Origin of the sequence: Nocardia sp. NPDC051787 (assembly GCF_040681325.1) — a bacterium.
Classification (GTDB): domain Bacteria; phylum Actinomycetota; class Actinomycetes; order Mycobacteriales; family Mycobacteriaceae; genus Nocardia.
In genome coordinates, this window is record NZ_JBFAYO010000012.1 from 115,540 (window position 1) to 129,920 (window position 14,381).

At 67.2% G+C, this 14,381-nt stretch carries 13 protein-coding genes and 1 pseudogene; 5 read left to right on the top strand and 9 right to left on the bottom strand.

From position 1 onward, the window contains the following. Positions 1-27 precede the first annotated feature (27 nt). Entirely contained in the window at positions 28-876 is an 849-nt protein-coding gene (locus AB0M45_RS15385; protein WP_364328292.1) for a Bax inhibitor-1/YccA family protein, read from the top strand. 54 nt (positions 877-930) lie between these two features. Here the strand turns inward: AB0M45_RS15385 and AB0M45_RS15390 are convergent, their stop codons facing one another. From AB0M45_RS15390 to AB0M45_RS15405, 4 genes and pseudogenes are all read right to left on the bottom strand, one after another. Next, positions 931-2,151 carry an acetyl-CoA C-acetyltransferase gene (locus AB0M45_RS15390; protein WP_364328295.1) on the bottom strand — a complete coding sequence of 407 codons (1,221 nt, stop codon included), beginning with the start codon at positions 2,149-2,151 and terminating at the stop codon, positions 931-933. Between the two features lie 43 nt (positions 2,152-2,194). Continuing rightward, positions 2,195-3,047 (bottom strand): annotated as a pseudogene (locus AB0M45_RS15395) (SGNH/GDSL hydrolase family protein). Positions 3,048-3,435: 388 nt separating this feature from the next. After that, positions 3,436-4,755, bottom strand: a complete 1,320-nt coding sequence (locus AB0M45_RS15400; protein WP_364328298.1) for a helix-turn-helix domain-containing protein — start codon at positions 4,753-4,755, stop codon at positions 3,436-3,438. 352 nt (positions 4,756-5,107) lie between these two features. Beyond that, a complete protein-coding gene (locus AB0M45_RS15405; RefSeq protein WP_364328301.1) occupies positions 5,108-5,632 on the bottom strand; it encodes a hypothetical protein in 525 nt (174 codons plus the stop codon). A 233-nt stretch (positions 5,633-5,865) separates the two neighbouring features. Here AB0M45_RS15405 and AB0M45_RS15410 point away from each other — a divergent pair, with 233 nt between their 5' ends. Then, positions 5,866-6,033 (top strand): hypothetical protein, encoded by a 168-nt coding sequence (locus AB0M45_RS15410; protein ID WP_364328533.1) that lies wholly within the window; start codon positions 5,866-5,868, stop codon positions 6,031-6,033. A gap of 136 nt (positions 6,034-6,169) precedes the next feature. On the opposite strand, the gene AB0M45_RS15415 is transcribed toward AB0M45_RS15410, so the two are convergent. Continuing rightward, complete coding sequence (locus tag AB0M45_RS15415; RefSeq protein ID WP_364328304.1) at positions 6,170-6,631, bottom strand: hypothetical protein; 462 nt, start codon at positions 6,629-6,631, stop codon at positions 6,170-6,172. A gap of 103 nt (positions 6,632-6,734) precedes the next feature. On the opposite strand from AB0M45_RS15415, the gene AB0M45_RS15420 reads away from it, so the two are divergent. Then, a complete protein-coding gene (locus tag AB0M45_RS15420; RefSeq protein ID WP_364328306.1) occupies positions 6,735-8,123 on the top strand; it encodes a cystathionine beta-synthase in 1,389 nt (462 codons plus the stop codon). A 121-nt stretch (positions 8,124-8,244) separates the two neighbouring features. On the opposite strand, the gene AB0M45_RS15425 is transcribed toward AB0M45_RS15420, so the two are convergent. Beyond that, positions 8,245-8,727 carry a DUF4254 domain-containing protein gene (locus tag AB0M45_RS15425; RefSeq protein WP_364328309.1) on the bottom strand — a complete coding sequence of 161 codons (483 nt, stop codon included), beginning with the start codon at positions 8,725-8,727 and terminating at the stop codon, positions 8,245-8,247. A 569-nt stretch (positions 8,728-9,296) separates the two neighbouring features. On the opposite strand from AB0M45_RS15425, the gene AB0M45_RS15430 reads away from it, so the two are divergent. Beyond that, positions 9,297-10,379, top strand: a complete 1,083-nt coding sequence (locus tag AB0M45_RS15430; protein WP_364328312.1) for a hypothetical protein — start codon at positions 9,297-9,299, stop codon at positions 10,377-10,379. A gap of 64 nt (positions 10,380-10,443) precedes the next feature. Here the strand turns inward: AB0M45_RS15430 and AB0M45_RS15435 are convergent, their stop codons facing one another. Together AB0M45_RS15435 and AB0M45_RS15440 are read right to left on the bottom strand one after the other, a co-directional pair. Next, positions 10,444-10,869 carry a DUF6401 family natural product biosynthesis protein gene (locus tag AB0M45_RS15435; RefSeq protein WP_364328315.1) on the bottom strand — a complete coding sequence of 142 codons (426 nt, stop codon included), beginning with the start codon at positions 10,867-10,869 and terminating at the stop codon, positions 10,444-10,446. A gap of 105 nt (positions 10,870-10,974) precedes the next feature. Beyond that, positions 10,975-12,150 carry an acyl-CoA dehydrogenase family protein gene (locus AB0M45_RS15440; RefSeq protein ID WP_364328318.1) on the bottom strand — a complete coding sequence of 392 codons (1,176 nt, stop codon included), beginning with the start codon at positions 12,148-12,150 and terminating at the stop codon, positions 10,975-10,977. Positions 12,151-12,366: 216 nt separating this feature from the next. Here AB0M45_RS15440 and AB0M45_RS15445 point away from each other — a divergent pair, with 216 nt between their 5' ends. Further along, positions 12,367-13,509: a cystathionine gamma-synthase gene (locus AB0M45_RS15445; protein ID WP_364328321.1), complete on the top strand. Its 1,143-nt coding sequence runs from the start codon at positions 12,367-12,369 to the stop codon at positions 13,507-13,509. Positions 13,510-13,606: 97 nt separating this feature from the next. On the opposite strand, the gene greA is transcribed toward AB0M45_RS15445, so the two are convergent. After that, a complete protein-coding gene (greA, locus tag AB0M45_RS15450; protein ID WP_364328324.1) occupies positions 13,607-14,101 on the bottom strand; it encodes a transcription elongation factor GreA in 495 nt (164 codons plus the stop codon). Positions 14,102-14,381 lie beyond the last annotated feature (280 nt).

The window sequence follows — 14,381 nt, forward strand, 5'->3', positions numbered from 1 at the left end:
GCGGCAACGACTCCAGAAAGGGACGCCGTGCGTACCACGAGCAATCCGGTTTTCAGGAACCTGCCCAGGCAGGAGGGCGGTGGATACGCCAACTTCGGTTCCGGCGTGACCACCGCGGGACAGGTCGGCAACCAGTACGGTCAGCACCCCCAGCAGCCCTACCCGCCACAGGCCCCGCCCACCACCAGGGCGATGACGATCGACGACGTGGTGACCAAGACGGGCATCACCCTGGCGGTGCTCGCCCTGTCCGCGATCGTCTCCTACGGCCTCACCAACGCGAACACGTCGCTCGCGCCGATGTTCGTGATCGTCGGCGGCCTGGTCGGCCTGGTGCTGGTGCTGATCGCGACGTTCGCGAACAAGATGGACAACCCGGTGCTGGTGCTGTCCTACGCGGTCGCCGAGGGTCTTTTCCTCGGTGCGCTGTCGTTCATGTTCACCAGTATCGAGTTCGGCGGGGCCGGCGGTAGCGCGCTGATCGGTCAGGCGGTGCTCGGCACGTTCGGTGTGTTCGCGGGCATGCTCGTGGTCTACAAGACCGGCGCCATCCGGGTGACGCCGCGGTTCACCAGGATGATCGTCGGCGCCATGATCGGCGTCCTGGTGCTCATGCTGGGCAACCTGATCGCCAGCTTCTTCATCTCCGGCGGCCTGGGTCTGCGGGATGGTGGCCCGCTGGCGATCGTCTTCAGCCTGGTGGTCATCGCCATCGCCGCGTTCAGCTTCCTGCTCGACTTCGACGCCGCGGACCAGCTGATCCGCGCGCAGGCGCCGGAGCGGGCGGCCTGGGGCGTGGCCTTCGGCCTCACCGTCACCCTGGTCTGGCTCTACGTCGAGATTCTGCGACTGCTGAGCTACTTCCAGAACGACTAGCCGCACAGCGAAAGGGCGGTCGCCGGATCATCCGGCGACCGCCCTTTTCGTGTCTCAGCTCAGGCGTTCGATGACCATCGCCATGCCCTGGCCGCCGCCGACGCACATGGTCTCCAGACCGAACTGCTTGTCGTAGGTCTGCAGGTTGTTGATCAGCGTGGTGGTGATCCGGGCGCCGGTCATGCCGAACGGGTGGCCGAGCGCGATCGCGCCGCCGGAGACGTTCAGCTTGTCCTCGTCGATCTTCAGCTCCCTGGCCGAGCCGAGCACCTGCACCGCGAACGCCTCGTTGATCTCGACCAGGTCGATGTCGTCGATGGTCTTGCCCGCCAGCGCCAGCGCACGCTTGCACGCCTCGATCGGGCCGAGGCCCATGATCTCCGGTGACAGTCCGGACACGCCCGTGGACACGATGCGCGCCAGCGGGGTCAGCCCCAGCTCCTTGGCCTTGGTGTCGCTCATGATGACCAGCGCCGCCGCGCCGTCGTTCAATGGGCAGCAGTTGCCCGCGGTGATGGTGCCGTCCGGGCGGAACACCGGCTTCAGCCCGGCGACCGCCTCGTAGGTGACGCCGGCGCGCGGGCCGTCGTCCTTGCTGACCACCGTGCCGTCCGGCAGCGTCACCGGGATGATCTCCCGCTCGAAGAAGCCGTTCTTAATTGCCTCTTCGGCCCGGTTCTGCGAGCGCACACCCCAGCGGTCCTGCTCCTCGCGGGTGATGCCGGTGAACGAGGCGACGTTCTCGGCGGTCTGGCCCATCGCGATGTAGGCGTCGGGGAGCAGGCCGTCCTCACGCGGGTCGTGCCAGATGCCCGCGCCGCCCTCTGCGGTCTTGGCGGTGCGCTGCTGAGCCTCGGTGAACAGGGGGTTCTGGGTGTTCGGCCAGCTGTCGGCGGAACCGCTCACGTAGCGGGAGACGGTTTCGACGCCCGCGGAGATGAACACGTCACCCTCGCCCGCCTTGATCGCGTGGAATGCCATCCGGGTGGACTGCAGTGACGACGCGCAGTAGCGGTGCACGGTGGTACCGGGCACGAAGTCGTAGCCGAGCTGCACGGCGACGATGCGGGCGATGTTGAAGCCCTGTTCACCTCCAGGGGAACCGCAGCCGAGGATCAGATCGTCGATCTGGGCCGGGTCGAGGGCAGGCACCTTGTCGAGCGCTGCCCGCACAATCTGCGTGGTCAGATCGTCGGGCCGCAGGTCGACCAGCGAACCCTTGCGGGCACGGCCGATCGGGGAGCGTGCGGTCGAAACGATGACGGCCTCAGGCATGAGGACTCCTTAGTCGGACGGTTGTGGCGAACCCTTTTTGTACTTACTCGCGGATTCGTATCGAATTTACGTCCCGTCGCGGAGAACCGGAAGCGGGTGTCCCGTCCAGTGCGTCGATCAGCACCGGAAGCAGCTGCGCGGCGGCGAGTTCGTAACCCACGGCCGACGGGTGGAATCCATCGGCGGCGAACAGGAGTTCCGGCGCGGCGCGGAACTCCGGGGCGAGCAGATATCCCATCGGCACCGGATGCCCGCCCGCGAACGTCGTCGCCACCTGCTGCGCTCTGGCCAAGCGGACGCTCCAGTTGTGCACCACGCTCCGCAGCGGTTGTGGGATGGCGGTCACCGTGCCCAGGTTCGGGCAGGTACCGACCACCACCACGGCGTCGGCGCGGCGCAGCCGGGCCACCGCCGCGGCGAGCCTGCGCGCGGAGGCGCGGATCGAGTGTTTCTTGGTGACGTCGTTGGCGCCGATGAGGATGACCGCGGCGTCCGGCGGCGGACCCGCGACGAACATCGCGTCCACCTGACCGGCCAGCCCCTTGGAGGTGGCGCCGGAGATCGCCTTGGTGCTCGAGCGGACTCGCTGCCCGGTCGCGTCGGCGAAGGCCGCGGGCCAGGCGTACGGCCGGTACCTCGTCGGGTACCAGGCAGCCGACGCCCGCCGCGGTGGAGTCGCCGAAGATCATCAGGTGCAGGTCGGCCTGCTTGCCGGTACGCCACGGCTCGGGTTCCGCGCAGCCCGCGGTGTAGATGCCGTCCGCTTCCGGCGGTTTCGAGGTGTCCCGGCCGATCACGCCGCGCGCGGCGCCCGCTTGGGCCATGAGCAGGCGATAGGTCACCCACCACGCGGTGCCCGCGCCCGAACCGGCAAGCAGGGCTGCGGCACCGGTCATCGCCGCCGTCCGCCAGTGGAGTCGAGGTGCGCTCACGACAGGAATTTTACGAAATCAGGACGATCCGCTCAGTCCCCAACACGGCCGTGGCATCTGTGCGCCGCGCGCCCACCGGGCCGCTTGATCGGCGTGCGGATGTGCCCGCCCAGGTAGACACGATCTGTGCGCGGGAGCGACGCTCGGCCATCGATGGTCGCGCCGGGATCGGCAGGCTTGTAGACGTCGGCGGCCAGCCGAGCCGGCGTGGCGTCGACGGGCCGTGGGGCGGGTCCCCACACGGTCGCTGCGAATGAGGGACGTTCGCGGTCCGGCGATAACGAAAGGGCTCGCTGGAACCCGGCATTTCGTGGCCGGACGGGGAACGGGCCCTCGACCCGGGACGGAGAAGTCAGGTGGTGCGCCGCAGGACCCTCGCACCGAGAAGGCGGCAGATCTGCAGTGCCAGTGCGATGTCGAGTTCGTCATGCGGGACAGTGCTGCTGCGCGTGGCCTCGATGGCCTTGGTGACGCGGTATTTGACGGTGTTGCGGTGCAGAGTGAGGATCTGGGCGGTGTGCACATGGCTTTCGCTGGTTGCGTAGTAGGTGCTGAGTGTGTGGCGCAGGATCGCCGCTTGGTCGGTGTCATCTGCGAGTTCACCCAGTACCTCCTGGACCCAGGCTCTGGCGGAATCCAGATCCTTGGCCAGCAGGGAGATCGCGGCGACCCCAGGGTCCCCGAAGCCGACGACCGGTGGAGGAGGCGGGGCGCCGGGCACGGTCGCAACGAAATATGCGGCCCGTGCCTGCTGATGTGAGCGGCGGAATCCGCCGAGACCCTCGCCGGGCAGTCCGACAGCTAGCCGCGTACCGTCGGTGAGATCCACCATCGAGCACAGCTCAGTTGTTTTGGTGATCGGTTCGCGCAAGCCGAACGGCAGCCAGGCCCATGCGGTGTGCCGATCGATGGCTGTGACAATCGGAGGGCTTTCGGCATGCAAGCCACGGGCGATTGCGCGCGCGTGCGTGTCCAATAAATGCAGTGTGCTCGGCTGTTCGGGACCGGGGCGCCACAGGATCAGCGCAAGGTGCGTTCGGCTCAATCGATAGCCGGTCTCGGCCTCGAAGGAGGCGGTGTCCGGCGTGTCCGTGGAGAGCACCGCGTGCACAGTGGAGGACCGCACGCTCCCACGGAAACTGGACCACCGGCTACGTTCGGCTTCGTAGGCATCGAAGACAGCGAGTGTGATCCAGTCGATATAGCTGTAGATGATCCCGGTGAGCCGTTTGATGACGGCCAATGCCAGCGGTGCGGACAGTGCGCGTCGATCGATCTCGTCGTAGCAGATGCGCAGCATCTCGTTCTGACCCATATGGTACGCACGTACCAGGGAATTGGATGGCACCTCGCGCTGAGCCAGCCGCAGGGCGTATTCGATGGCGGCGGTGGGGGGTTGCAGATGGTCGACGGGTATATCGTTGGCCAGAACAAGGATGACTGTGGAGACATTGCCGTGCACACTGGCCTCGAGAGTTTCGGCCAGCTGCGGATCTTCGCCGAGATTTTCGATTTCGCGGGCCATCAAGGCGCTCATGCCCGCAGTGATCTCCAGTTCGCGCGACTTCAGTGTTCGTGCGATATCCGCGAGGATGGCGACCACGTCGCCATCGGCCATGGCCGGTACACGGGACGGCCGACGCTGAGCGGGCGGGAGGGGGGAGACCGTCATCGGTAAGCCTTCCGCGGGAGGTTTCCGCGATGTGCCGCCCTCGGATATTGCTGCGCCGACTCGGCGACCAGCCGACCGCGCACGTCCTGTCCCCTCGGGCGCTGTTGAGAAATCTGTCGGCCGCCGGCCCGCCACCACCCGACATATTGAACCGTCTCAGCCAATGTTCTCGATCACTTTCCAGCTTGCGTGGCCCATGAGGTTACTGAGTGGGTCGAGGTTCGGAAATGGTCCGGCGGGCCATATTTTCCGCCGAGTGTTGCGCAGCCGTGCACAACCCCACGCTGAGTACGCGGTGGTCACCCCGCCATCGCAGCGCCGGCGACCAGCACGCCGACGCCCATCCTGCTTGTCACAGCAGCCTCTCCCACAGATATCGCTCGCGCACCAACGCGACCGGGAGACCGCCCACATCCAGGCGAGCGGTGATGTCGAACAGAGGGCTGCCCTGCTGGTTGCCGGATTCCGGGCTGCGCACCACGCTGAGCGTGTGCCGCTTGGGGTGCAATGGAGCCAGCAGTAATCCGAGCGGAGTGTTTCCGTCCCGGAGCGCGCGGGCAATGGAATAGGGCAACCGGCCCAGAACGACGGTCGCGGTTGCCTCGGAAAGCACGTGATTACGAATGTCCAGCAAACGTATCGCCCGTCGTTGCACCGGCTCGGGCCGCCACAGATCGAGATCGGCGAACTCGGCGCTCGACAGCCGGTCATCGTGCCTGTCCACCACATCCAGCACCACCGGCGCACCGATCCAGGCCGCAAGCGTCCGGGTTGCGCTATCGCTTTCCCGCAGCAGCCTGATCAGCCGCTCAGGAGCCGAGGCGGCCGCCACCACATCTTCGGCCGAAGCAGGAGCTACCGATTCGCTAATTAACATGTGCACTCCATAACAGGAAGCTTGATGGACATGTACGGCAAACGCCGTGTTCCTGTGCGACAGTGCACCTTTTGAAAAGTCTTATGTCGGCAGGCCGCTGCCACATGAAGTATTGAATCGTCTCAGCCATGTTCTCGATCACTTTCCACCTGGCGTGATCGATGAGGTTACTGAGCCGGCACCGGGCCGAAAACGGTCCTGCGGCCCACATTTTCAGCCGGGTGTTGTGCAGCGTGCACAATCACCGCCCGCTACCTGCCGTCGAGGCGGACGTCGACACCACCGAGCCCGCACCCGACGTCGACATCATCCAGCGCCGCCACTCCATCATCGAAACCGTGCTCGCCGACCTGATCGATGGCCCACGGGCACACATGCCGTCCGGACGGTCCGGCACCTGACGGCTCAATGGCCCTGGAACATGCCTGGCCGCGGCTGTGGCAAGTGTCACGGAACGGTCGGCGATACCGCAGCCCATCACGCCAACGCCGGTCCGTCAGGAGGCCCCGGTCCGGAGCGTGACCGGATCCGCCTGGGTCAGCCCGGCACCACGAAGGAGCCGCGCGCGGGGACGCTCGCCGCGTCGGTGGAGATGGTGACCTCGACCAAGCCCGGGCCGGTGTCCTGGAACAGCGCGTACTGGATGCTGCCGTAGATACCGGTGACCACCGTGTTGTCGTAGCGGCCGGTGGCGCCGGTGGTGACGTTGCGCCAAGCGACGGTCGTGCGAACCTCGCACAGCGGCGCAAACGGATGGCGGCCTGGCCCGATGCCCGACACGGGGAGCGCGCGGACGTTGAGAACGGCGCGGCCAGGCCATTCCGCGCTGGTATCGGCCCAGGTGCGGATGGTGGTCCAGCACAGACCACCATGCGCCAGCGTGGGCACGTCGGGGAATTCGACGGTCGCCGCGTCCGCGTGCGCGCCGGATCCGATCACTAGAGCCATCGCCGATCCGGCCAAAATCGCTGCGGCGCGGGCGATGTTCGGCTGCTTCATGGCAGCGATCCTAAAGGCGCGAGCGCCGGTTTTGCCGGTAGCCGGGACCGTTGCGCCCGGCGTGCGCGAACTCACAGGTAGTGCGTCTGCAACGATGGGGTCCATGCGCATCGCGGATCATGTCGTGGATCTCATCGGCAACACGCCGCTGGTCCGGTTGAACTCGGTTGTCGGATCGAACGCGGGCCTGGTGGCGGCCAAGATCGAATACCTCAATCCGGGCGGCAGCGCCAAGGACCGGATCGCGGTGAAGATGATCGACGCCGCCGAGAAGTCCGGGCAGCTGCGCCCCGGCGGCACCATCGTCGAGCCCACCTCGGGCAACACCGGGGTCGGCCTGGCGCTGGTCGCGCAGCAGCGCGGCTACAAGTGCGTGTTCGTCTGCCCGGACAAGGTCAGCGAGGACAAGCGCAACGTGCTGCGTGCCTACGGCGCCGAGGTCGTGGTCTGCCCGACAGCCGTGCCGCCGGACCACCCGAACAGCTACTACAGCGTCTCCGACCGCCTGGTCCGCGAGATCGAGGGCGCGTGGAAGCCCGACCAGTACTCCAACCCCGGCGGGCCGGACAGCCACTACGAGACCACCGGTCCGGAGATCTGGCGCGACACCGACGGCAAGGTCACCCACTTCGTGGCCGGCGTCGGCACGGGCGGCACCATCACCGGCACCGGCCGCTACCTCAAGGAGGTCTCCGGCGGGAAGGTGCAGATCATCGGCGCCGATCCGGAGGGCTCGGTGTACTCCGGCGGCACCGGGCGGCCATACCTGGTCGAGGGCGTCGGTGAGGACTTCTGGCCGTCCGCCTACGACCCCGCGGTGCCGGACGAGATCATCGCGGTGTCCGACGCGGACTCCTTCGAGATGACCCGGAGGCTGGCCCGCGAGGAGGGTCTGCTGGTCGGCGGTTCCTGCGGCATGGCGGTGGTCGCGGCCATCGAGGTGGCGCGGCGTGATCCGGACGCGCTGGTCGTGGTGCTGCTGCCCGACAGCGGGCGCGGTTACCTGTCGAAGATCTTCAACGACGAGTGGATGAGCTCCTACGGCTTCCTCCGCGAACGGATGGATGGCACAGCCGAACCGCTCGTGGGTGACGTATTGCGCGGCAAGTCCGGCGAGCTGCCCGACCTGGTGCACACCCATCCGTCGGAGACGCTGCGCGACGCCATCGAGATCCTGCGCGAGTACGGCGTGTCCCAGATGCCCGTGGTCGGCGCCGAGCCGCCGGTGATGGCAGGCGAGGTGGCGGGCAGCGTGTCCGAGCGCGACCTGCTGTCGGCGGTCTTCGAAGGCCGGGCACACCTGACCGATTCGGTGGCCCAGCACATGAGCCCCTCGTTCCCGCTGATCGGCTCGGGCGAGCCCATCTCCGCCGCGACCAAGGCGCTCTCGGACACCGACGCCCTCATGGTCGTCGAGGACGGCAAACCCGTCGGCGTCATCACTCGCCACGACCTGCTCGGCTTCCTCAGCACCGGCCACATCGGGAAGTAACCGAGCACGCCGGGCCGCCGCATCGACCGAGTACGCCCTGCGCATCAAGGTATGGCGCAGGGCTCTCACGATCCGACGGCCGACGCGGTGGCAAGGCCGACTTCCGGCTGTCGAGCCGAGCCTATGCCGGTCGTCTGCTGCGCACCGTTTCCCGCACCCCGCCGGTGATCAGGTCGGTCCACTCGTCGGCTAGCAGAGCCAGCCGGTACCAGGCGGCGTGCACCCGGGCGTCGGAGACCTTTTCGGCGGTGTGCAGCAGGTGGCTGGCGTGGACGTGCGCCGCGGCCATGCGATCGACTGTGGCACCGAGAGATTCCGCGCGCAGATGGTCGGTCGAGCGCTTGCGGGGGAACTGGTCGACCACCCACGCATCGATGGCGGCCACCAGTTCGGCCCGGCGGCAGTCGATTCCGGCTGCGGCCAGGGGATCGGTGTGCCGCTGCCGGTGCAGCGTTGCCAGTGTCACGGCCCAGGTGAGCAGGGGATGTTCGTCGTCCGAGTCGCTCGAATGCCCGCCGAAGGCGGCGACGAGTTCGCGCTGATCCGGCAATGGCCGGATGCCGCCGCGCGGATGCCGCGGCAGGTGCTGGTTACGCACGAACATGGCTGGCTCCCAGTGCATTCGGAACCGACCATCGTGCGCTACGGTCGATTGTCAACGTGTGCATCGTGCACCTCCGATGGAGTTGGCGGTGGAGGCATCGCCCAAATGCCGGGGTCCCCCTCTAGCTTGAGCACCGCCCTTGGCGTGCCGGTGACACCCACATGGCACCAAAATGACCAAACGTAACAATCCCCTACCCGTGGCGATCCACCATGCCGTGAGCGCTTCCCCTTTGTGAGCCCGGCTTCGGGCGGCAATTCTTCGCACCGGCCGCGAGGTGTGCTCGGGCCTCGATTCAGCTTGCGAAGTGGATCGGCAGGGAGTCTGCCGGGCAGGACCCGATGCTGTCAATTCGGCACTCGGCGAGCGAAATCGAGTTCGGCTCGCGGAAGCCGGGAATTCAGTGGGGCGTGCGATCAGCTGTGATCGAGAAGTCCGGCAAGATCGAAAACAAAAAAGTGGCAATCTGTCCGCAAATATCAGATTCAGAGATTCTTTCAGGGGTATAGCCGGGCTGGACGCAGCCGTGGCAAATAGCCGCGGCGCCATCGCACAGCGAAGGGATGGAGATGCATACCTCTAGTCTGGCCATCGATTTTCAGCAGGGGTTCTCCGACGCTTGGGCTTCCATCGCCACGTTCGTGCCCAAGCTGGCCGGCTTCCTCGTCATCCTGCTCATCGGCTGGCTCGTCGCGAAGGCGGTAGAGAAGATCGTCGACAAAGTGCTGGAGCGGGTCGGGTTCGACCGGGCCGTCGAGCGCGGCGGGGTACGGCAAATGCTGGCGCGGAGTAAATACGACGCCTCTGACATTCTGGCGAGGCTCGCGTACTACGCGATTCTGCTGATCGCCCTGCAAATCGGCTTCGGTGTCTTCGGCCCGAACCCGGTCAGCAACGTCATCGGCGGGATCGTCGCATGGTTGCCGAGGCTGGCGGTCGCGATCGTCATCGTGGTGGTCGCGGGTGCGATCGCGCACGCGGTGCGCGATGTGGTCGGCAACACGCTCGGCGGCCTGTCCTACGGCCCGATGCTCGCCAGGATCGCGGCGGTGTTCATCTGGGCCATCGGCATCGTGGCCGCGCTGAACCAGATCGGCGTCGCCACAGCGGTCACCGTGCCGATTCTCGTCGCGGTGCTGGCGACCGTCGGCGGCATCCTGGTCGTGGGCGTCGGCGGCGGTATGATCCGCCCGATGCAGCAGCGCTGGGAGAACTGGATCAGCGACCTCGAGCACGAGATCCCCACGGCCAGGGGGCATGCCGAGGCCTACCGCCGCGGCCGTGAGGACGCTGCCCGCGAACAGATGCTGGTGGATCAGCAGGCGGCCCGCGGCCAGCAGCCCGTCTCCGGCGAAGGGCAATGGGAAGAGCAACCCGTTGGCGGCCCGGCGCGCGAGGGCGCTCAGGGACAGCAATGGCAAGAGCCGGGCACGCGCGGCCCGGTCCAGCAGCCGGGCCAGGGCGCGACGCCTGGTGGGACCTACCCGCAGCCTGGTCAGGGGACAACCCCTGGTGGGACCTATCCGCAGCCCGGTCAGGGTGCGACGCCGGGCGGCGGCTATCCGCAGCCTGGTCGGGGGACGACCCCGGGTGGGGGCCAACCGCGGTCCGGCGGGTACCGGGACTACCCCGACGAAGGTGATACGCGGTAGGTCCGCTACATGGACAGCGCGTCCGCCGTAGACACGGCGGACGCGCTCGGCTGTGGCAGCTCGCTCACTGCGGTTGCGGGGGCGCCAGCTCGGCGGGGTTGCGCATGCCGTGCAGGCACACCCCGGCCAGGCGCAGATGGATCCAGTCCGCCTCCGCCCACTCGCGGACGTCCTGCGGCACCTTGCCCTGCCTCTCGGGTACGTCCGCCGGACCGTGGCTGTCCCGCTCGGCCGTACGGGCCTCACGTACCTGATCGAGCAATCCGCGCGCGTAACCCGCGAGCAGCACGGTGGGGGGAACATCCGACGAATCCGCAACGCCGTGCCGGAGAATGTCGCGCACGGCGGCGGCATGCTGGTCCAGTACCGCGGAAAGCGCGGGCAGCCGCGCGGCCGCGGCCGACGCGGGCGCACCGTGCGTCTGGTGTAGGCGATGCAAAGTCCTGCGCGCCGACACTTCGAAGAATGCGGGGCCGAGCAAAAACATCATCACATGCTAGCAATCGGCGAGTATTTATCAAATCGTGATTCAGATCGCGACAGAATGATCGGCCGATGTTCGCCTCGGCAAACTCGTCGATAGCGAAAGATTTTGTCAGCGAAACGCATTCGCGTCCGTCAAGGCACGGCCGAGTACCAGCTGATGCACCTCCGCGGTGCCCTCGTAGGTGAGCACCGACTCCAGATTGTTCGCGTGGCGCAGGACCGGGTAGTCGAGCGTGATGCCGTTGGCGCCGAGGATGGTGCGGCACTCGCGGGCGATCGCGATGGCCTCGCGCGTGCTGTTCAGCTTGCCCGCGCTCACCTGCTCGGGCGTGACCGCGCCGCGGTCTTTCAGCCGCCCGATGTGCAACGCGAGCAGCTGGCCTTTGCCGAACTCCAGCGCCATGTCGGCCAGTTTGGCCTGGGTGAGCTGGTAGGCGGCCAGCGGCTTGTCGAACACCTCGCGGGTCCTGGCGTAGTCGATGGTCGCCGCAAGGCAGTCGCGAGCGGCGCCCAGCGCGCCGAAGATGATGCCGAAGCGCGCCTCGCTCAGGCAGGCGAGCGGCGAGGCCAGTCCGCGCGACCCCGGCAGCACCGCCTCGGCAGGCAGGCGCACGTCGTCGAAGTCCAGTTCCGCGGTGATCGAGGCGCGCAGCGATAGCTTGCGGTGCATCTCCCGCGCCGTCAACCCTGGCGTGTCCGCCGGGACCAGGAACCCGCGGATCACCTGCTTGCCCTCGTCCTCGGTCTGTGCCCAGACCACCGCGACATCGGACACCGATCCGTTGGTGATCCACATCTTGGAGCCGTTCAGCACCCAGTCGGCGCCGTCGCGCTTGGCCCTGGTTCGCATGCCGCCCGGGTTGGAGCCGAAATCGGGTTCGGTCAGTCCGAAGCAGCCGAGCGCGCGGCCCGCGGCGAGTTCCGGCAGCCACTGCTGCTTCTGCTCCTCGGAACCGAACTTGTGGATCGCGGTCATCGCCAGCGAACCCTGCACCGAGACCATGCTGCGCACCCCGGAATCGACCGCCTCCAGCTCCTGGCAGGCCAGGCCGTAGGTGACAGCCGACATGCCCGCACAGCCGTAGCCGTCCAGATGCATGCCGAGCAGTCCGAGCTTGCCCAATTCCGGCGCCAGCTCGCGTGCCGGGAAGGTGCCCGCCTCGAACCAGTCCGCGATGTGCGGGCGCAGTCGCTGCGCCGCGAAGGCCGCGACGGCGTCCCGGATCTCGCCCTCCTCCTCGGACAGCAGTGCATCGGTGGCGAACAGTTCTTCGACGGTGACCATGGACTCAGCGTAAACGGACGCGTATCGGTGAGACCGATCTCACGCGGCGTGCGCGGCGCAAGATTTCCGGCGCAAGCACTGATCGGCGCGTAATTCGATCGGGCCAGCGGCGAGATCCCGGGATGCGCGGCGTCCCGGCGGGTTCGCGTTCCCGACATTTCACCCGATGAACCTACCGGGACAATTGCCCGGGAATCGCCCGATTAGGCTGAGCCCATGAGCCAGCTGGGATTCTCCACACGTGCCGTGCACGCCGGGTACGAACCCGATCCGCAGACCGGCGCGGTTAATGTGCCCATCTACGCGAGTTCGACGTTCGCCCAGGACGGCGTGGGCGGGTTGCGCGGCGGTTTCGAGTACGCCCGCACCGGTAACCCGACGCGCTCGGTGCTGGAGGCGAACCTCGCCGCGCTGGAATCGGGCCGCTACGGCCGGGCGTTCGCCTCGGGCATGGCCGCGACCGACTGTGCGCTGCGTGCCACGCTGCGTCCCGGCGATCACATCGTGATCCCCGACGACGCCTACGGCGGCACCTTCCGGCTGATCGACAAGGTATTCAGCCAGTGGGGCATCGAGCACTCGCCCGCGCACGTGTTCAACGTCGACGAGATGCGCGCCGCGATCCGGCCGAACACCAAACTTGTGTGGATCGAGACCCCGACCAACCCGCTGCTGAGCATCGGCGATATCCCCGCGCTGGCCGACGTGGCGCACGCCGCGGGCGCCAAACTGGTGGTGGACAACACCTTCGCTACCCCCTACCTGCAACAGCCGTTGCTGCTCGGCGCCGACATCGTGGTGCACTCGACCACCAAGTACCTCGGTGGACATTCCGACGTCATCGGTGGCGCGCTGATCACCAACGACCCGGAACTCGACGCGGCCTTCGCCTTCCTGCAGAACGGCGCGGGCGCGGTCCCCGGCCCGTTCGACGCCTTCCTCACCCTGCGCGGTACCAAGACCCTCGCGCTGCGGATGGATCGGCACTGCGACAACGCCGAAACCCTCGCGGAATTCCTGTCCCGGCACCCCGCGATCTCCCAGGTGATCTACCCCGGCCTGCCGGAGCACCCGGGCCATGCCGTCGCCGACAAGCAGATGCGGCGATTCGGCGGAATGATCTCGGTGCGCCTGCACGGCGACGTCGAGGCAGCCCGCAAGTTCTGCTCGCGGACCGAGGTGTTCACCCTGGCCGAGTCCTTGGGCGGCGTGGAGTCGCTGATCGAGCATCCGGCCGCGATGACGCACGCGTCCACTGAGGGCTCCGAGCTGGAGGTGCCCGCGGATCTGGTGCGGCTGTCGGTCGGCATCGAGGATGTCAGCGACCTGCTCGCGGACGTCGAACAGGCGTTGAGCTAAATTCACGGACATGACGAAGCGGCCGCACCCGATGATCGGGCGCGGCCGCTCGTGTCCGCGGAGGTATCGGCCGGGCAGCGCGCCGCGGCCGCGAGCATCAGCTGTGGTAGGGCTCGGCGCTGATCAGCGTGACCTTCATGGTGTTGCCGTTGGGCAACGTGTATTCCCTGGTCTCGCCCACCTTGGCGTTGATGAGCGCGCCGCCGAGCGGGGAGTTCGGGGAGTAGGTTTCCAGCTTGGAATCGCGCAGACCCTCTTCGCGGGTGGCGATCAGGAACGTTTCGGTGTCCGTCTCGTCGCCGTCGTAGTAGACCTTGACGACCGACCCGGGAAGCGCGACGCCGGATTTGGTGGGTGCAACGCCGACCTTGGCGTTGTTCAGCAGCTCCTGCAGTTGGCGAATGCGCGCCTCCTGCTGACCCTGCTCCTCGCGCGCGGCGTGGTACCCGCCGTTCTCCTTGAGGTCGCCTTCTTCGCGGCGTTCGTTGATCTCGGCGGCGATGACCGGACGATTGGCGATGAGCGCGTCGAGTTCGCTCTTGAGCCTGTCGTGCGACTCCGGGGTCAGCCAGGTCACTTGCGTCTCAGTCATCTCGATCACTCCCTAGTAGTTGTTCCCGGCAGGCCGGGATTCCCTGAGCACTGGCGTATACCCACTCGACAGCAGGCACGCACCAGTCGACGGCTAGAGCGATCCTGGGAAGTTCATCGAACCCCGACAGGCCCTGGTCGCGGGCAAGCTCGCAAGCCCGAACCGTCAGCGCTGGCCGCCAATGCAGCAAACACGGCTCCGAGCCCCGGAACCGTGTATCCAGCCATTTTAGCATGATTCACAAATGTGCAGGTCGGAGTTGATTTCCTGGGCACGTCGG